This is a genomic window from Zhongshania aliphaticivorans, assembly GCF_001586255.1.
Classification (GTDB): domain Bacteria; phylum Pseudomonadota; class Gammaproteobacteria; order Pseudomonadales; family Spongiibacteraceae; genus Spongiibacter; species Spongiibacter aliphaticivorans.
Map to the genome: position 1 here is coordinate 3597708 of NZ_CP014544.1, position 18601 is coordinate 3616308.

General features: G+C 53.3%; 19 protein-coding genes. 12 read left to right on the forward strand and 7 right to left on the reverse strand.

The window, feature by feature from the left end; translation table 11 throughout:
* Positions 1–88: 88 nt before the first annotated feature.
* The 6 genes from AZF00_RS15950 to AZF00_RS15975 are packed head-to-tail and all read left to right on the forward strand — an operon-like array spanning position 89 to position 7296.
* Positions 89–1045, forward strand: coding sequence for an AAA family ATPase (locus AZF00_RS15950; protein WP_008252093.1), 957 nt, complete (start codon positions 89–91; stop codon positions 1043–1045).
* A complete protein-coding gene (locus AZF00_RS15955) occupies positions 1042–1998 on the forward strand; it encodes a DUF58 domain-containing protein (RefSeq protein WP_008252095.1) in 957 nt (318 codons plus the stop codon). The genes AZF00_RS15950 and AZF00_RS15955 overlap by 4 nt, the downstream gene beginning before the upstream one ends.
* Positions 1995–2513 (forward strand): DUF4381 domain-containing protein, encoded by a 519-nt coding sequence (locus AZF00_RS15960; protein WP_008252096.1) that lies wholly within the window; start codon positions 1995–1997, stop codon positions 2511–2513. The genes AZF00_RS15955 and AZF00_RS15960 overlap by 4 nt, the downstream gene beginning before the upstream one ends.
* Entirely contained in the window at positions 2506–3555 is a 1050-nt protein-coding gene (locus tag AZF00_RS15965) for a VWA domain-containing protein (protein ID WP_008252099.1), read from the forward strand. Before AZF00_RS15960 ends, AZF00_RS15965 begins: the two co-directional genes overlap by 8 nt.
* Positions 3552–5519 (forward strand): vWA domain-containing protein, encoded by a 1968-nt coding sequence (locus tag AZF00_RS15970; protein ID WP_008252101.1) that lies wholly within the window; start codon positions 3552–3554, stop codon positions 5517–5519. The genes AZF00_RS15965 and AZF00_RS15970 overlap by 4 nt, the downstream gene beginning before the upstream one ends.
* Positions 5506–7296 (forward strand): BatD family protein, encoded by a 1791-nt coding sequence (locus tag AZF00_RS15975; RefSeq protein ID WP_008252102.1) that lies wholly within the window; start codon positions 5506–5508, stop codon positions 7294–7296. The genes AZF00_RS15970 and AZF00_RS15975 overlap by 14 nt, the downstream gene beginning before the upstream one ends.
* Here AZF00_RS15975 and AZF00_RS15980 read toward each other — a convergent pair.
* Positions 7259–8161, reverse strand: coding sequence for a DMT family transporter (locus AZF00_RS15980; protein ID WP_008252103.1), 903 nt, complete (start codon positions 8159–8161; stop codon positions 7259–7261). The genes AZF00_RS15975 and AZF00_RS15980 overlap by 38 nt on opposite strands.
* Positions 8162–8290: 129 nt before the next feature.
* On the reverse strand, positions 8291–8617 hold the full coding sequence (locus AZF00_RS15985) for an HvfA family oxazolone/thioamide-modified RiPP metallophore (protein ID WP_040804246.1): 327 nt from the start codon (positions 8615–8617) through the stop codon (positions 8291–8293).
* Between the two features lie 201 nt (positions 8618–8818).
* Between AZF00_RS15985 and AZF00_RS15990 the strand changes: the two genes are divergently transcribed.
* The 3 genes from AZF00_RS15990 to AZF00_RS16000 all read left to right on the forward strand — a co-directional run bounded on the left by AZF00_RS15990 (position 8819) and on the right by AZF00_RS16000 (position 10409).
* On the forward strand, positions 8819–9436 hold the full coding sequence (locus tag AZF00_RS15990; RefSeq protein WP_008252105.1) for an HvfX family Cu-binding RiPP maturation protein: 618 nt from the start codon (positions 8819–8821) through the stop codon (positions 9434–9436).
* Positions 9437–9540: 104 nt separating this feature from the next.
* Entirely contained in the window at positions 9541–10155 is a 615-nt protein-coding gene (locus AZF00_RS15995) for an RNA polymerase sigma factor (RefSeq protein WP_008252106.1), read from the forward strand.
* The gene (locus AZF00_RS16000) at positions 10149–10409 is read left to right on the forward strand and encodes an anti-sigma factor family protein (protein WP_040803989.1); all 261 of its coding nucleotides are present in this window, start codon (positions 10149–10151) and stop codon (positions 10407–10409) included. The genes AZF00_RS15995 and AZF00_RS16000 overlap by 7 nt, the downstream gene beginning before the upstream one ends.
* Before the next feature lie 6 nt (positions 10410–10415).
* On the opposite strand, the gene AZF00_RS16005 is transcribed toward AZF00_RS16000, so the two are convergent.
* A complete protein-coding gene (locus AZF00_RS16005; RefSeq protein WP_008252107.1) occupies positions 10416–11651 on the reverse strand; it encodes a sensor histidine kinase in 1236 nt (411 codons plus the stop codon).
* A 224-nt stretch (positions 11652–11875) separates the two neighbouring features.
* Positions 11876–12499: a 1-acyl-sn-glycerol-3-phosphate acyltransferase gene (locus AZF00_RS16010; protein ID WP_008252109.1), complete on the reverse strand. Its 624-nt coding sequence runs from the start codon at positions 12497–12499 to the stop codon at positions 11876–11878.
* Positions 12500–12686: 187 nt separating this feature from the next.
* Here AZF00_RS16010 and traF point away from each other — a divergent pair, with 187 nt between their 5' ends.
* The gene (gene traF, locus AZF00_RS16015) at positions 12687–13817 is read left to right on the forward strand and encodes a conjugal transfer protein TraF (RefSeq protein WP_008252111.1); all 1131 of its coding nucleotides are present in this window, start codon (positions 12687–12689) and stop codon (positions 13815–13817) included.
* A 2-nt stretch (positions 13818–13819) separates the two neighbouring features.
* Here traF and AZF00_RS16020 read toward each other — a convergent pair whose 3' ends face one another.
* A complete protein-coding gene (locus AZF00_RS16020) occupies positions 13820–15442 on the reverse strand; it encodes a cholesterol oxidase (protein WP_008252113.1) in 1623 nt (540 codons plus the stop codon).
* A 100-nt stretch (positions 15443–15542) separates the two neighbouring features.
* Between AZF00_RS16020 and AZF00_RS16025 the strand changes: the two genes are divergently transcribed.
* Complete coding sequence (locus AZF00_RS16025; protein WP_008252114.1) at positions 15543–16190, forward strand: TetR/AcrR family transcriptional regulator; 648 nt, start codon at positions 15543–15545, stop codon at positions 16188–16190.
* 85 nt (positions 16191–16275) lie between these two features.
* Positions 16276–17259, forward strand: a complete 984-nt coding sequence (pip, locus tag AZF00_RS16030) for a prolyl aminopeptidase (protein ID WP_008252116.1) — start codon at positions 16276–16278, stop codon at positions 17257–17259.
* An 86-nt stretch (positions 17260–17345) separates the two neighbouring features.
* Here pip and AZF00_RS16035 read toward each other — a convergent pair whose 3' ends face one another.
* Positions 17346–17699, reverse strand: coding sequence for a YkgJ family cysteine cluster protein (locus AZF00_RS16035; RefSeq protein ID WP_008252118.1), 354 nt, complete (start codon positions 17697–17699; stop codon positions 17346–17348).
* A 124-nt stretch (positions 17700–17823) separates the two neighbouring features.
* Positions 17824–18591, reverse strand: coding sequence for a M48 family metallopeptidase (locus AZF00_RS16040; protein WP_008252121.1), 768 nt, complete (start codon positions 18589–18591; stop codon positions 17824–17826).
* Positions 18592–18601 lie beyond the last annotated feature (10 nt).

Sequence of the window (18601 nt, forward strand, 5' to 3'; positions counted from 1 at the left end):
AATTTGGTCTTGAAATAAGCGATCAAATCCCCATTTCTAGTGTCACATATCGGCAACACTAAACTCGCTTGCTAAGGGACCGCCCGCAATGACGGAAAAAAACGCTATTGGCCAGTTACGCAACTGGCTGACTTCGCAGATTATTGGCCAACAAAGCCTAGTCGACCGCCTGCTCATCGCCCTCTTGGCCGACGGCCATTTACTGGTCGAAGGTGCACCTGGCTTAGCCAAGACCAAGGCAATAAAAACCTTATCAGACGGCATTGCCGCGAGTTTTCAACGTATTCAGTTCACCCCCGACTTACTTCCTGGGGATGTCACCGGTAGCGATATTTACCGGCCAGAGACCGGCGCCTTTGAATTTCAACCCGGCCCAATTTTTCATAATTTAGTATTGGCTGACGAAATTAACCGCGCCCCCGCCAAGGTGCAGTCGGCGCTACTTGAAGCCATGGCCGAACGCCAAGTCAGCGTGGGCAGCAACACACTGCAACTCCCACCCCTGTTCTTGGTAATGGCCACCCAAAACCCCTTAGAGCAAGAAGGCACCTACCCCCTGCCTGAAGCCCAACTCGACCGCTTCTTAATGCACGTCAATGTCGCCTACCCCGACGCCGCGGCGGAATTGGAGATCCTGCGCCGGGTGCGCGCCGAAGCCAAGGGTGAAATTCACCAGCCCGAGCCACTGAGCCAAGACATCTTATTCGCAGCGCGGGAACAAATTCTCAACTTGCACATGGCCGAAGCTGTTGAGGAATACATGGTCCAGCTGGTGATTGCCAGCCGCGAACCCGCTCGCCTCGACGCGGAATTGGCGAGCTGGCTAGAAGTGGGCGCCAGCCCCCGCGCTACCATTGCCCTCGACCGCTGCGCCCGCGCCCACGCTTGGCTCAACGACCGCGACTACGTCAGCCCCGACGACGTTCAAGCTGTTGCCCACGACGTGTTGCGCCATCGCCTAATTCTCAGCTTTGAAGCCGAGGCCGACGGCATTCGCAAAGACCATATTATCGACCGCCTCCTGCAGGTGGTGCCGGTGGCATGAGCAGCCTGCCCCGGGGCAATTTTAGCGCACCAGTACGGGGCGCCATTGTGGATCAGCAAACGCTGATCCACACCCGTTTTGCCGGTGCGCAATTGCGCGCCACCCCCAAGCGGCGACATTTTGCCAAGCAGAGCGGCAGCCACGCCTCGCCGGTTAAAGGGCGCGGCTTGGCCTTTCACCATGTGCGCGAATATCAGGGTGGCGATGAAATTCGCCACATTGACTGGCGAGTCACCGCCCGCACCGCGAAAGCGCACACCAAGATTTTTGAAGAAGAAAAAGAGCGCCCGGTAGTGCTCTGCTTAGACCAGCGCCACGCCATGTTCTTTGGCAGTCGCCACTGTTTTAAATCGGTACTCGCCTGCCATGTTGCCGCCACCCTCGCCTGGGCGGGGCTAGACAATAACGACCGAGTTGGCGGCCTGGTATTTACCGACAGCGGGCACCGCGAAGTTCGGCCTCGGCGCAGCCACCGCGCGGTATTGAATTTTATTCACACTGCCGCCGACTACAATCAGCAACTGGCCGACACCTCAGCCAGCGCCGACGACAGTATTGCACCGCCGCAAAGCCTCGCCACCGCCTTCGAAGAATTGCGACGTATCACTCGGCCCGGCTCAACAGTCTACGTGGTCAGCGACTTTAACGGTTTCGAACAAGACGCCGAGCGGCAATTGCATTTAATCGCGCGCCACAACGATGTCATCGCGATTACCATCAGCGACCCACTAGAGGAAGACCTGCCGAGCTCCGGCATGTACCCGGTAAGCAATGGCCGTGAGCGCCTGCAACTGATGCTTAACTCTGGCATCCGTCAACAGTTTCACGACCGCAGCGAAGCGCGCCAAGCCGCCTTAAAAGCCAGCTTTCGTCGCGCGGGCATTCATCACATTGGCCTAACAACCGACGCGCCGTTTTTTGATCTTTTACAGCGGGGCATGATGGGCAAATGAATACGCCAAACCCAACAATGCCGCCAGGCGGCGCAAGCCCCCTAGACCAGCTAGCGGATATCCATCTTCCGCCAGCGGTGCCTAGTTTTCCCTGGGCGCCCGGCTGGTGGGCATTACTGATTTTAGCCATTGGCCTCATTGCCACTGGTATTTGGCTGTGGCGGCGCTATCGCCAGCGCAGTGCTTACCGCCGCGCAGCCCAATTAGAATTAACGCGTATTCAGGCTATCGCCGACGATGCCGAATTTGCTCGCCAACTCAACCAACTATTACGCCGAGTAGCTATTCACTGTCAGTCGGCAAGTTCGTCTGCGCCGACTATAGCGGGGCTAAGCGGTGAGCAATGGCAGAATTTTTTGCTCAATAGCTGCGGCGCCAAGCCCGCGTTTACCAATACCACGCTCGACGCACTTGTCGCCGCCGCCTACCAAAGCCAATGTCCTGCGCTAGACCGTCAGCAGCTTTTAGGGCAAGCGCGGCTATGGATTCGTCGTCACCGGAGCCAGTATGTTTGAGTTTCAATGGCCATGGATATTTGTTCTGCTACCGCTGCCCATACTGGTGCGCTGGCTATCAAAAGCCCAGAACCGCGCCAGCGGCGCCGCACTGCGGGTGCCGTTTTTTGCCCAATTGCGCAGCCTAAGTGGCGAACAAAACACCCCTGCTGTCAACGGCAATAAATTTCATTTACTGCTCCTCAGTTTGCTGTGGCTGGCCCTGCTCGGCGCCTGCGCCAGACCCATCTGGATTGGCGACGCCGTTGCCATGCCCACCAATGGCCGCGACTTAATGCTCGCCGTGGATATTTCTGGCTCAATGTCCCAGGAAGATATGATCATCCAAGACGAGGCCCTGCCCCGCCTCACGGTGGTAAAAGCCGTTGTAAACCAATTTGTGGAGCAGCGTCGGGGCGATAAACTCGGCCTGATTTTATTTGGCTCGCAACCCTATATTCAGTCGCCGCTGACCTTCGACCTAGACACAGTTAACACCTTAATGAACGAGGCTCAGGTCGGCTTTGCCGGTAAACAAACGGCCATCGGCGACGCGATTGGCTTTGCCATAAAACGCCTGCGCGAGCGGCCCGAAAATAGCCGCGTAGTGGTCTTGCTCACTGACGGCGCCGACACCGCCAGCAATTTAAAACCCCTCGAAGCCAGCAAATTAGCCGCCGCTGAAAAAATTAAAATTTACACTATTGGCGTTGGCGCCACAGAGATGCGCGTGCCCGGTATTTTCGGCAGCAACTTTGGCGCCCGCACCGTTAACCCCTCCGCCGACCTCGACGAAGGCACCTTACAAAGTATTGCCGACACCACCGGCGGCGCCTATTACCGCGCTCGAAATCCCGCCGAGCTACAAGCTGCTTATGCAGCCATTGCCGCCTTAGAACCGGTAGAGCAAGAGCAGGAAATGCTCAGGCCTGAGCGCTCGCTATTGCACTGGCCACTATTGGCCGCCGCCGGTCTTTGGCTACTTTTGGGCCTTGGCCGGAATTTGCCTGCGCTGCCTGTGCGTAGCAATGCCGATGACACAAAAAATGAGGCCGCGCAATGAACCTGCCCAGCCTGCACTGGATTCGCCCCGACTTACTGTGGACCATTATTCCGCTGCTCATTGCCGCGCTGCTTCTGGCCCGCCAAAGTCGTCAACAGGGTGCCTGGCACAAGCATATTGACCCTAGTTTGCTGCCCTATTTGCTCGACGGTCAACGCAGCGACAAACCGGCGCGCTCCATCGCACTATTACTATTGGCGGCGCTGCTCGCTTGGCTGGCACTGCTCGGCCCCGCATGGCAGCAAGCACCCACACCGCTCTACAAGAACAATGAAGGCCTGGTGGTGGTCTTGGATTTATCACCGTCGATGCTCGCCGAAGACATTCAGCCCTCGCGGATTCGCCAAGCCCGTTTTAAACTTCGAGACCTCCTGCAGCTCCGCCAAGACGGTCAAACTGGCTTGGTGGTATTTGCTGCGGACGCGTTTGTGGTCGCCCCACTTACTGACGACGTCAACACCTTACTCACGCTGATCCCGGGCCTACACCCCGGAATGATGCCGCAAACCGGCAGCAACCCCTTGGCAGGGCTAGTACAGGCCAAGGACTTATTGGATCAAAGCGGCGGCAATGGCAAAATTTTATTAATAACTGACGGCGTTAATGAGGCGCAACTAAAAGGTTTAAAAAGCTTCCTCAAAGACAGCCCTTACACGCTCTCTGTGCTCGCCGTTGGCAGTCGCGACGGCGCACCCATTCCCCTGCCTGACGGCGGCTTTGCCAAAGATAGTAGTGGCAATATTATTGTTCCCGCGCTGAGCAGCAAAGAATTAAAAGCCCTTGCCAGCGCCGGTGGCGGCGAGTATCGGGAGCTAAGCTTAGACGACAGCGATATTCGCGCCTTAAACCCAGACGCCGCGAGCTTGGCCGAGAACAGCCAAGATCCGTCCAGCACATCCTCAGATCGCCACTTTGACCAATGGAAAGACGCTGGCGGCTGGCTGGCCTTATTACTGTTGCCACTGGCCTTACTCGGCTTTCGGCGCAGCTGGCTGCCCAGCCTATTACTGCCGCTATTGTTGCTAGGCCAAACTCCGCAGGCCAATGCCATTGAATTCGACGCCCTGTGGCAAACCCCAGATCAACGCGGCGCCGCCTTATTAGACAGCGATCCGGCAGCGGCAGCGGAACAATTTAAAGACCCCGCATGGAAAGCCAGCGCCCAGTATCGTGCAGGCGATTATGCCGCAGCAGCCGAAAGCTACGCCAAACTTCCCGGCAGCGACGCAGCCTATAATCGCGGCAATGCCCTGGCCAAAGCGGGCAAATTAGATGACGCCATCGCGGCCTACAACGAGGCGCTAAAGCAAGAGCCCAATATGAGCGATGCCCTGCGTAATAAAAAACTTCTCGAAGACCTGAAAAAACAACAAGAGCAGCAGCAAAACCAAGAGCAGTCTGGCGACGGCGACAAGCAGGACCAAGACCAGCAATCCCAGTCGTCTGAGCAAGAAAATCAACAGGGCCAAGACGGGCAGCAAACGCCCTCAGATCAAGAGCAACAGGGCGAGCAAGGTCAGCCGCAATCGGATCAAGATCAATCCGAACAACAAAATTCCAATGACCAGAAAGAGGGCCAGACGCAGCCAAATCAAGAGCAGCCCGATTCCTCAGCGCAGGAGCAAAGCGAATCCAGCGCCGAGCAAGAGAAGGCGCAAAAAGAACAACAGGACGCCGAGCAGCGCCAAGCCGAATTAGCTGAGGACTACGCCAAGCAAGCTGCTGAGCAACAATCTGCGGCGGCCGAGCCAAAAAACGACGCCAAGCCAGATGAGCAAAGCGAGCAAACCTCGCTTGCTGAAAGCCAAAAACCGCTGAGCGAAGAAGACCAATCCAAAGAACAGTGGCTGCGTAAGATTCCCGATAACCCCGGCAATCTACTGCGCAATAAATTTCAGTACCAGCAACAAATGCGTCAACAACGTGGCAATCAAATTGAGCGAGAGAATTATGCGCCCTATTAAGCACGGCCTAGTTGCCCTGAACAAAATCAATACAGGCACCAGCATGCATGTTCATCAATTTGGCTTTCGCCAATTAAAAGCCGCCACCCTTGGCATATTGCTGCTAAGCCTGCTCTGCTGGGTACCCAGCGCCTTTGCCGAAACCAATGTGCGCGCCAGCGTAGATCGGCAACAAATTTCTAGCGAAGAAACCTTTACGCTGTCTCTGGTCGCCGACAGTATTTTATTTTCTGGCGAACCTGATGTAAGCGCGCTAGAAAAAGACTTTCATATTATTAATCGCCAGCAAAGTAGCCGCACAAATATTATCAACGGCAAGGTCAACAGCAGCCGTCAATGGGATTACACGCTTGCCCCAAAACGCGAAGGCACGCTAACCATCCCCGCCATTCCGATGGGCAAATTTCAGACTCGGGCGCTGACCATTTCCGTCGACAAGGCCAACCGCCAGACTCGCGGCGCCAATGGTGACAGTGTGTATTTAGAGTCCGACATCACGCCCCGCTCTGCCTATGTGCAGGCGGAGCTGCAATACACCGTTAAAATTTTTACCTCTATTAATTTTTTAGACGCGTCTCTTGAGGCTCCCGAAGTGGAGAATGCCGTGGTGGAAGCCACAGGTGAACAGCGCTACCAAACCCTCGTCGATGGCCGTTACTACCAAGTGATTGAGCGCCGCTATTCCATTTACCCACAAACCAGCGGCGAGCTAAGCATTCCCGCACTCACCTTGCAGGCGCGGGTAGAGGGCTACCGCCCATCAATGCTCGACCCCGGCCGCTTGGTGGTAAAACGCAGCCAAGAGCACCACCTCAATATTAAGCCGCCACCAGCAGAATTTAAGGGCGCGGTGTGGTTGCCCGCCAAGAAGCTAGTCCTGGCCGAAAGCTGGAGCAAAGACCCCAACAGCATCCAGATAGGCGACTCCATTACTCGCACAGTGAATATTCAGGCTAAGGGTTTACTCGGCTCGCAGTTGCCTGCACTCCCGACTTATACCCTAAACAAGGCCAAGCTCTACCCAGATCAAGCCAAAATTGAACAAGGCGATGAGCAGTCAGAATGGAGCGGCGTACGCAGTGAGTCCGTCGCAATTATTCCGACCGAGGCCGGTGAGCTAGTGTTACCCGAAGTGCGCATTCCCTGGTGGAATACCACCACCAATAAGCCCGAAGTGGCAGTGCTGCCAGAGCGCCGTATCACCGTTGCGCCCGGCATGATGGACAATGTAAATTCCACGCCACTCAGCACAAGCAATTCAGCATCAAATCAAACCCTGAGCACAAACCCAGCCGATAATACCTCGGCAGCCACCAGCAGCCCCGAACAAGCAACGACCAACGCCCTGCTTTGGATGGTCATTGCGGCGCTGAGCCTAAGTAATATTGGTTTTGCTCTAGCATGGCTGCGTAACCGCAACGGGACGCCAAGCGCCAAAAATAACGTCAGAGTAAAACCGGAAAACGAGAGTGAGGCCGCCGCATTTAGCAAACTCAAAAAATGCGTCCAAGGAAATGCTGACGCCAGCAGCCTGCGCGGCGCGCTAGTAAACTGGGGGCAATGCTATTACCAACAAGCCCTAAGCCTTAGCCAGTTAGGCGCACGCGCCAAGGAACTTGAACACTATTGCCAAGCGTTGGATGCCCAGCTTTTCGCTGGTCGCGATGCAGAAATTGACGCCAAGGCGCTGCTAGATGCGGTAAAAAAACTACGCGCCACAAAACCCCACAAAAATGCCGCTAGCGCGCCTTTAGCCCCGCTGTATCCGTCGACGTAGGCTCTGGCGGGCTGCGCAATACCAACACCCCACCCAGCACCACGCAAATTATCCCGACCAAGGTTAGGTGGTCGGGAATATGATCCCATATCAACCAATCTATAACGCCACTGAAAACCACCGCAAAATAGCTTATCGGCGCCGATACCGAGGCCGATATATAACGGTATGCCAAGGTATAAAGAACAAAACCCAAATAAATGACCACGCCCATATACACCAAGCCCGGCCATGCCGACAGGGGAATTGGCTGATAATGAAACAAAAAGAAGGGCAAGCTCACAATGACGGAGATCAAAAAATAGTAAAACAGTATTCGGTTTTGCGGCTCACCCTGCATTAACTCTCGGGTACTGATCATCGACACGGCTAAACCCAAGGCTGACAGCAGGGCCAGTACATGCCAGACACTGAATCCGGCAAAGCCTGGTTTTAACACCAGTACCACCCCAATAAAACCAATGAGCAACGGCGGCCAAGCATGGCGACCTACCCGCTGTTTAAACCATAGTAAAATAACAACTGGCACCATTAAGGGGGCTGAAGCCCGCAAGAGGGTCGCCTCCACCAAGGAGATATGACTTAGGGCGAGATAAAACAAATAGAAACAAGCGCAACCACTAACTCCCCGCACAAGGTGCAAGCCAGGACGACGAGTGACCAAACTTCCCCGCCCGGCCCGCATTATCGACGGTAGAGCAAACAAGAAACTCAGGCCGTACTGCACCATAACAATAGCGGAAACATGGACCTCTTGGGAGACGTGTTTACCTACCGCCGCGACGGTGCTCGACAGCAACACAGTCAGTAGGGACAGCGCCAGACCAGTGAGCAGTTGTTTTTTGGGGGTAGAAACAGTAATCAAGGACAGATCTCAATATTGCCAGCTGCCACACTATAAAGAGGCCTTGATGCATTGGCCAGCGAGATCGATGCGAGACAGCACTCACCCAGCCCAAAACCAAGCAGCTGGGCGAGCACTCAGTGGACGGTATTACTTTTTAGCGCCGCATTTCGCTTCGCCACATTTGCCTTCTTTGGCCGCTTTGTCAGCGCCGCATTTGGCTTCACCACATTTACCTTCTTTGGTCGCTTTGTCAGCGCCGCATTTCGCTTCGCCACACTTGCCTTCTTTGCTCGCTTTGTCAGCGCCGCACTTGGCTTCGCCGCACTTACCCTCAGCGTCTTTGGCGTAGTCGGCCAACTGGTAGCCACTGCTCATTACCTTGGCAGCAAAGGGGTTGGTATCGGCTACCGCAACAGAGGCCATTGAAGAAGCAAGCATCGCAGCGCTGAAAGCAGTCATCGCAGTTTTTTTCATATTGTCGTCACCCTTAATAAATGAAGTTTTAAATTGGCCGTCCAATGACGACACTCGCCATTAGAGAAATCTCGTTACCGAGTGTTACAAAGCCAGTGCTAATAAATTGTCGGCCTACCCTGTAACAAGTTTGCGTACTCTGCGTCTCATTGCCAATCGATCGGCGAGTACCGCATTGCCCTCTTCTACGGAGTTCTGTTAATGATAGATTTTTTTCGCTATATCCACCGCACCCACAACAAAATCGGCGCGACGCTGACGCATCTTGATGGTATTCCAGCTTTAGGCCTACGTCTCTACTTGGTGCCGGTTTTTTGGATGGCAGGCAGCAGTAAAATGGCCAATTTTTCAGCAACGGCAGAATGGTTTGGCAATAGCGACTGGGGCCTGGGACTGCCCATTCCCTATGTGCTGGCATTTCTCGCCACCGCAACCGAGGTACTGGGCGCGGGTCTATTGCTGCTTGGTCTCGCAAGTCGCTGGATCGCCATTCCGCTCGCCGTCACGATGATTGTTGCCGCCTTAAGCGTGCACTGGCAATTTGGCTGGCAGGCGATTGCCGATGCCAGCGCGCCCTTTGCTAATGCAAGAGTCGCCGAGTCCGTAGACAAGCTCGCCGCCGCTCGCTCACTACTGGACGCGCACGGCAATTACGACTGGCTAACATCCAGTGGCAATATTGTTATTCTCAACAACGGCATTGAGTTCGCGGCAACATACTTATTCATGTTACTGGCCTTAATGGCCCTAGGTGGCGGCCGCTATGTCAGCGCGGACTATTGGTTGAAACGCAAATTTGAGCAAGCAACTAAGGTATAAGTATGGGGACAAGCACAACTTTATAGTGAAAAGGCGGTGACTTGCTTGCGCCAGCACCTCGGGATCAGTGACACTAGCAACATAATCTGGGTTTGGAAGCCTCCGTGTCACAACTTATCAATGATCCTGAATTTATTGCGCGCCTGCAGTCTGGGGACAATAGCGCCTTTAAATCGCTCATCAGCAGCTACCACAACAAATTGCTGATCGTCGCGCGGGCCATTGCTGGCGACGTGTTTGCAGAGGACGTCACCCAAGAAGCCTGGGCATCTATTTACAAGGCCATTGGTAAATTTGAAGGGCGCTCCAGCCTGTCGACCTGGATGATTCAAATTGTGAGCAATGAAGCCAAATCACGACTTCGGCGAGAAAAACGCCACAGCAGTTATGGTGATGTCAGTGATATTGGTCAGGGTGTTGACCCCGACGCTTTTGACAGCAGTGGGCATTGGAGCAACCCGCCCGCGCATTGGGATATTAATACCCCAGAGTTAATGCTGCAGGAAGATCAGCTGCGCCAGTGTATAGAGCACACGTTAACAGTGTTACCAGAAAACCAGAAGGCGGTGTTTTTATTGCGCGATGTTGAACAAATCGATTTGAATGAAATTGCCGACACACTGGCAATCAGCCAGGCCAATGTGCGGGTACTGCTACACCGCGCTAGATTACGGTTAATGATGACGATTAACCACTACCAGGAGACCGGCGAATGCTAAATTGCAAACAGTTTACCGATCTCGCCAGCGATAACCTCGACGCCCAATACCACGGCTGGAAGCGTATTGATATTCGCCTGCATTTGCTCATTTGTCGCCACTGCCGCCGCTTCAATCGTCATCTTGACCGCAGCCGCCGCACGGGCGCCGAGCTTGCAAAAACGCTCTGGCAAATCGACGGTGCCTCCAGCGAGCACATTTTCTCCCGCCTTCAGCCCGCGGCAAAGCAAGATACCGGGGACGGCACGCCTTAATGACGGCTATGCCGCGGGCAAATACACCCGGAACTCACAGCCTTTATCCAACTCACTAATAATATCAATGCGGCCGTCACACTCATCAAGAATGCGCCGACAAATGGCCAAGCCGATGCCCGTACCCTCGTAGTCACCCTCTCGGTATAAGCGTTCAAATACGCCATATACTCGGGACTGATAATGACTGGCAATGCCGATACCATTATCGCGGATATAAAACCCCACCTCGTCCTCGCCGGCATCGTCCACGGGGCCGATTTCCACCACCGGCGGCTTTTGATCGCGGCTAAATTTCACCGCATTATCGAGCAGGTTCGATAGCAGCTGGTATAGCGGAGTCGGCGACATATTCACCGTACCCAGAGGCTTTCGATGCAGCTCGGTGGCGTATTTTTTCATGGCGGCGCCATGCTCAACAACCGCGCGGTCGAGACACTCATCTAAGGCCAATGGCGTCGCTGGAACCAGCGATTGAGGGGCGCAGTACTGCTGTAAATCATCGATCATCTCGGTCATGCGCTGGGTCGCCCCAACCATGGTCTGCAGCCACTTCGACTCATCCTCTTGAAGGGTTTCACCTAAGCGTTCATTCAATAGTTGACCAAATACCGAAATAGAGCGCAGCGGCTCCTTGATGTCATGAGCCGTTACCTTGGCGTACTCCTCCAATGCAATATTAGAGCGTTCCAATGAGGCATGATTTTTTTCCAGCAAGGTCTTCATTACACGGGTTTCTGCCAGCTCTTGAGTTCGCTGCGCGACCAATTCCTCTAGGTCTTTCGTTAAGTGTTCAACCTGCTGCTTTTGGCGCCTATTTTCGTCAGCCTCTTCTCTAAGCTGTTGATTTAAAGCAATAAGCTGCACATTACTCGGAATAGCTAGGGCCTTGGGAATCAGCGGCCAAACCACAATCGCCGTGCCCACCGAGGCAATAGCGGTAATTAATTTGACGCCACCACTAAGCCAATAGGCGCCATACCAAACATTAAAGATATTGACGAGATGGGTTGCACCGCAGGCGAAGATGAAAATCGCAAACATCACAAATATGTAGTTAAACTTGAGGTCATCGCGCTTTCGCACTAAATACACGAGGGCGACAGGAATGGTGAAGTAAGACAAGCTAATCAGCACATCACTGATAACATGAAGACGAACCAGATCTTCATTCCACAAATAGCAATGCCCATGGGGCGGCATTTCCGGCCCCAGTAATTTGTTCAAAAACTCATTAGCCATAATATAACCGAGCCTGTGTATGACGCGCTCAATTGCGCAATTGCGCAATTTACGAACTTGGGAAATTACCCCCTCCAAAGCCTTTATAGCAAGGGAGCCCTAAGCTAAGTAACCGGGGAATTCACCTAGATGAACCCTGAACGCAGTGCCGCTCCCCACAATTTTAATAATAGTGCATTATTGCTTAAAGTCATCGTCGGCTAGGGAGCTTTCCCAGAGTTTGCCTAGATTTTAGTCGGGCAACTGCAATCCAAATGCGGGTGTTTCGCGGTTATATTTCGATAAAACTCCTGGATTTGGAGTTGGTCTTCCGCATAATTTCCGCTGGGGAAGTACGGCGCGGACAATGAAATGGATTTTTTTGCGTAATCCAGAGCCGTCGCAACAATAGGCACCCCGGCTGCCGCAGCAATGTGATAATAGCCGCCCTTCCAGCGGGCGACCTTACTGCGAGTGCCTTCTGGGGCAATAATCAACACCATGCCATCGGTGTCGCCAAACACATCAGCCATTTGCGCAACAAAATTATGCTGGCGACTGCGCTCCACCGCCACCCCGCCAAGCCAGCGCAATAACATCCCCAGCGGCCCAACAAACAACTGATGCTTACCCATAAACCGAATTTGTCGCCCCAAGGCACTCGCCACACCCACCATAATAAAGAAATCCCAATTGCTGGTATGGGGAGCAAGTATTAGCACATATTTCGCGGGTGTCGCGGGGCCGTGGGGTAATTGCCACCCTCGCAAGGTCAGTATTTTGCCACTGACGCGCCTCACTAAATTTAACAGCCATGGGTAACTGCAAATGGTTTTACGCTGGCCATTAGCCACTTCCGTCACCAACATTTCGTTAAACCTCACCTACCGCACACCGGAGTCACGCCTTATGGCGAGATAGCACCCGGTCGAATATTACACAAAATCAACGTAATACGCTTGCTCGGGGGAATACGCTCCACTATTCTGCCCTTCAGTATCCGAGGCCAATAGCAGCGCGGGCACGTGCAGCCCTAATAAGAATGGAGCCCCACTTTTGCCATTATCACTTCGCAAATTATATTCCGGCTTATTTGTCGTTAGCCTACAGACCCTCACCTTGGCCGCGCATGCCGCTACCGTGCCGTATCAACTCGCCACCCTGCAGCAAAACCCCGCATCGCTCAGCCTTCGCGACGACATCAGCGATACTGTTATGCAGATGGACGGCTATATTTTCATTGATGACAGTGACGAGCTAATTTACAGCCTTAAAAAGGCTAACGACGAAGGCCGCGCTTTGCAGGGTCGCTCCAGGGGCATTTTGGTGATACCCGGCGATGAGGCCGAACTAGTACAACGCCTAGAAGCAATGAGTGACGACACCAATAGCTTTGCCGCCGGCGGTCACTTCACCCTAAGCACCTCATCGCCAGCCTGGCATATTGTTGGCGGTTCAGAATTTAGCGGGAGCGCACGCTTTAATTATGATGAAGACGACGCCAATCGCCTGCGTTTCGCCACGCTGGTCGGCTTATTCAGCTTTGGTGAATTACAGTCGTCTATGGAGGTCTCGGCGCTGTGGTCAAATTACCTAGGCCTGAATTACCGTTTTAACATTGATGGTTTTAGCAACACCCAATTCGGTATCACCCCAAAAATCCAAAATATCAGTCTCATTGAGCGCAGCATTCTCATATCTGAATACGAAGAAGAAAAATTATTCGACTCGGGCCGCGATGTAGATCATACCCTTCAGCTCAATGCCGACCTTGGCATAAGCCATCGACTAAACAGCTGGGTACTTGGGCTGGCGATAAAAGATATTTATCAGCAAGAAATGGAGAGCACAATTGGCACGGTTTACCAGCAGCGCAGCCGTGTTAATGCCAACATTGACTACCACGCAAGCTGGGCGACATGGCGATTTGATGCCGACCTCACGCCACGGGCCGCTTTCGGCGAAATGCCCGCCCAGCGCGTTTACAAGCTAAGGAGCGCTATTCCGCTCAGCCAACGGATAGCACTCTTGTTAGGCTACCGCTGGCTAGATAACCCCTACAGTGACGACAGCCCGTCAATTGGCCTGCATTACAGCCTCGACCAGCTACTGCATATCAATGTCGAGTTTAGCTATGTTAGCAACAATGAACTGGGCGGCAGTATTAATCTCCAGCTGCCACTCTAGATTTACACCACATCAACGACCTGGTTTTTTTGCGGAATAAAGCTCATTGCATGCTCTGTTAGTGCAGTAATGGTGAGCGAGGGGTTCACGCCAAGATTCGATGACAGCATCGACCCATCGCACACCAACATATTGCGGTAACCGAAAACCCGGTTTTGGCTGTCGATCACACCTTCTTCACGACTTTTGCCCATTCCGACACCACCCATACAATGCGCGGTAGCAGGAATATTGAACAAGACCTCGGTAATCAAGCTGCCAGCCATGCCGCCAAGGCGGCGGGCAGTGCGCAGTGCAAATTCACTCGCTTCAGGAATATGCGCGGGAATCGGTTCGCCAACACTGACCATGCGCTTGCGCCACGGCCAATACCAGGCTCGGCGATACTGCATATCAATATGACCGTCGAGGGTTTGCATACACAGAAATATGACCGTCTGCCGCGCCAAACCAAAGGGGATCAGTGAGGCGACAGCTTGTTTAGGCGCCTTAAATAGCAATTTCAGCATGGTGTACAACCACACAAACACCCGGCGCCAGTTTGGCTTGCCACGGGTCATGGCGGTGACCAACAAGCCCATGGCATCGGAGCCACGGGGGTAGCGGGTGGCTTCAATATGGGTTTTGTCGTCGAGGTAAATACCCGAGCCAATCGCAATACCCTCATCCATATTTTGCTCGCCGGGCAGGCGCACGCCAATTAATGACTCGGCATTGGTTCTGACTCTACGGCCAAGTTCCGGGGAAATATTCGGCAGCGAACCCTTATCCCGAAGTTTAAACAACAGGTCTTGGGTACCAAGTGACGACGCCGCAAACACCAGCGACTTGGCCCGCCAGCGCCGCTTATGGCGGCGCAGCAAAGACGTGCTCGATACCGTGGTAATTTCATAACCGTCTTCGCCGTCGACCTTGCCATTTAGCGGTACAACATCAATCACTTTGGTTTCGGCAAAAACCTGCGCACCCTGCTTTTCGGCAAAATACAGATAATTTTTATCTAGGCTATTCTTGGCGTTGTGTCGACAACCAACCATGCAGCCGCCACAGGCAATACAGCTATTACGTTCAGGACCTTCACCATTAAAGTAAGGATCAGGGTATACCTTGCCCGGTGCTGCACCCTCATCACCAAAAAAAACACCCACCTGGGTTTTGTAAAAACTTTCACCACAGCCCCAATCATCTGCGGCTTCTTTTAATAAATGGTCCGCAGGACCAAGAATACGATTTTCGGTCACGCCGAGCATTTTCTGCGCACTGGCGTAATGGGCCGGCATCTCAGCTTGCCAGTCTTTTAAGCCCGCCCAACTGCCCTGCTGCCAAATTTCTTGCTTGGGTACCAGCAAGGTATTGGCATAAGTAATCGAACCGCCGCCCACGGCATTGCCGTGCAAAACCAATACGTGCTTAAACCAGCGTAAATTAAAAAAGCCCTTCATCCCCAGCATGGGTCGCCACAACCAGCGATGAAAATGCCAGTTAGAACGCGGATAAGTTTCGGCGCTCCAGCGTCGGCCCATTTCCATCATGCCCACGCTATAGCCTTTTTGGGTCAGGCGATGAGCCGCCGTAGAACCGCCAAAGCCGGTGCCGATCACCAGATAATCAAAATCGTAGTCCACGTTTTATTCACTCTCTCGCATTGTCCGCTGGCGCGCCGACAAATTTGACATGCCTTCGTGTCACTTTACATCTGACAGCACCTCATGTCAAAATCAAAAAATGACCAACTCCCCTACCAAACCTCGCCGGTATCGCGGCGCCAGCGGCGACCAACGGCGCGCCGAGCGCTGCCAACAACTCCTGGACGCTGGCCTCAGCGTTATTGGTGATGTCGGCTACCAAGCCTGCAGCGTGCGCAGCATTTGCGCCGCAGCCGGATTAACTGAACGCTATTTTTACGAGTCATTTGCGAATAAAGAAGCGCTGCTGGCCGAAATCTATCAGGCGCAAACAGACTATTTAAAAGCCAATATGCTGGCTGCGTTTACCCGCGCCGAGCGCAATAGCGAAGCCTTTGCCCACGCCGGACTACACGCTTTTTTTGACACCCTGCATCAAAACCCGGCGGTTGCTCGGCTATTATTGTTTGAGATTCTCGGTGTTAGCGACACCATCGACAGGCTTTACTATGAGGTAATGGAAGACTTTGCGGTTTTGATCCGCTCACTCGCCAGCTCGCTAGGACTGGCCGATATCGCGCACACACCCAACCAAGACATTATTTACGCGGGCTTAGTGGGAGCGGTAATTCAAATTGCCCGCCGCTGGGCGCTCACAGACTATCAAGACAGCGTCGACGCCGTAATTGGCAGCAGCCTCTTTCTATTTGTGGCAACCGCGAATTACGCCTCACCAGCCACGCAATAAGTCTTCACGTAGCGAGCCAATCACGGCTTGTATTCAGCGTCGCCAAGCGTCAAGGTAAGCGCACTATTAGCGACGCGTTCTCACAATGCCAACGACCTTATATCCAGCCTACGCCAGCACCTCGTTCACCCTCAATACCGAGTCGGTTCATCAGCTCTATATTGAAACCAGTGGCAACCCACTGGGGATTCCCGTGGTGTTTTTGCATGGCGGGCCGGGATCGAGCTGCAATAATAATCACCGCCGCTACTTTAACCCCGAGCACTATTTCATTACCTGCTTCGATCAGCGCGGCTGCGGCCTATCTACGCCCCACGGCGAATTATCTGACAACACCAGCCAGCACCTTGTCGCCGATATAGAACGCATTCGGGAGCATCTTAATATTGCACGCTGGCTGGTATTTGGTGGCTCTTGGGGTGCGAGTGTAGGGCTGCTATATGCCCAAGCTCATCCTCAGCGGGTGAGCGGTATGATTCTGCGCGGCAGTTTTTTGGCCAGAGAGCAGGACTTATTTTGGTTTGCCCAGCACGGCGCGAGCGAGAAATTTCCAGAAGCGTGGCAGGCATTTATCCAAGACATTCCTCAAGACGAAAGACACGATCTGGTCGCCGCCTATTACCAGCGCCTGCATCACGGCGACAAGGATACCCAGTTAAAATACGCCGCTATTTGGTCGGCCTGGTCTGGCAAAGTCGCTACCTATAATTTAGGCCAGCGTACCGACAAACATTCAAATAACGACGTCATTACAAACGACGCCCGGCGGCAGGCCGATCCCGCCCTCGTTCGCAAGGTTAAAATAGAAACCCACTACGCCCAGCACCGCTATTTTATCGCCGAAAACCAAATACTCGACAATCTTCACCAGCTGCCCAAGGTGCCGGTAACGATTATTCATGGTGAATTGGACAAAACCTGTTTGCCCACCGCCTCCCGCGCCCTTGCCGCCGGCATTACCAATAGCGAATTTATTCAGCTCGCCGACACCGGCCACCTGATAGAAGAAGCCAAGATGATTGCCGCCTTGGTGGATGCCACAGATCGCTTTATCAGAAAATTAAATTAGCGTCCCTCACAAATCAGCGCGGCCATTATTGATCCACGCGGACAAACTTATACCTATTCAAGGAAGATCAAAAAACTAATGATCAACTACACCAAAACTTGCCTGGTATTAGCGATGTAGTAATGAACCTGCCGCTCAACCTCGGGATCGACCATCTCGACTGGGCGGCGATCATTTGGGCAGGGCATACGCGGGGTAGTACCAAACAAACGACAAATCAAAGGCCGTTCGCCGTACACCGTGCAGCCCTTAGGCCCGAGGTGTACACAGCTCAGCTCACTTAGAGCGGCCTCGTGTTCAGCATCAGTTTTTACTGGCAGCCGCGACATCTCTTCAGAAGACGTCGTAACAGGGCCGCAACAATCGTGACAACCCGACACACATTCAAACGACGGAATACGCTCGCGCAGCCGCGCGATGATATCTCGATTTTGGTACATTTATTTCTGCCTTATCAGCGAATTCCAACAAATTTGAGCAACGCTAGTGCATACCAATTCTCAATGACCCCTAATTACCGCATGGACCATCACCTAAATTTGTTTACTATTGCAATAGCAACAATCACTCTCGAATAATCACTCCGCCGCAGGCTTCTAGTTCGGCTTTACACTCCCGCCACTCAGGCATTGCGGCGTCCATTAAGGCATAAAACCGTGGACTGTGATTAAACTCCTGCAAGTGACAGAGTTCATGAACTATTACATAGTCAATACAGCGCTCGCTGGCTTTTATCAGATGGGTATTTAAACACAGACGACCACTGCTAGAGCAGCTACCCCAGCGCGAGCGCATTCGTCGCAAACGCAATGCTGGCACTGTATTTACCCAAGGTAATTGAACCGAAAAAATAGCCAGTCGTTGCTGAAAATGCTGCTGTGCCTGTTGGCAATACCATTTTTGCAATAAGCGGCTAATGACATCGGGCGAGCGGGTTTGAACTAGCATTTCGCTGTCAACAATTGCGACTTTCTGACTGTTGGGCATCACGTCTGCGCCAATGCGCAATACATAGCTGCGCCCTAAAAATAAATGGGCTTCGCCGTCAATAAAACGAAAGCCAATATGGCGGGGCTGCTCTTGCAACTCTTGTCGACGCTGAACAATCCAGTCGCTATTGCGAAAGATCAGTCCGTCGATTTCCTCGCGCCGCGCCGCAAAGGGCGCGCGCACGACCAAGCCACCTTCGGCGTCAAGCTGCAAACTTAATTTACGACGGCGGCGCCGACTGCGAATTAGGGTAACATTGAGGCGCTCGCCGCCGATACAAACGCTGCGCTGCGTCCTTTCTTCGGCATTTCCGCGCAATAAATCCTTTAGCGAAGCGCTCATTTGCCGCAAC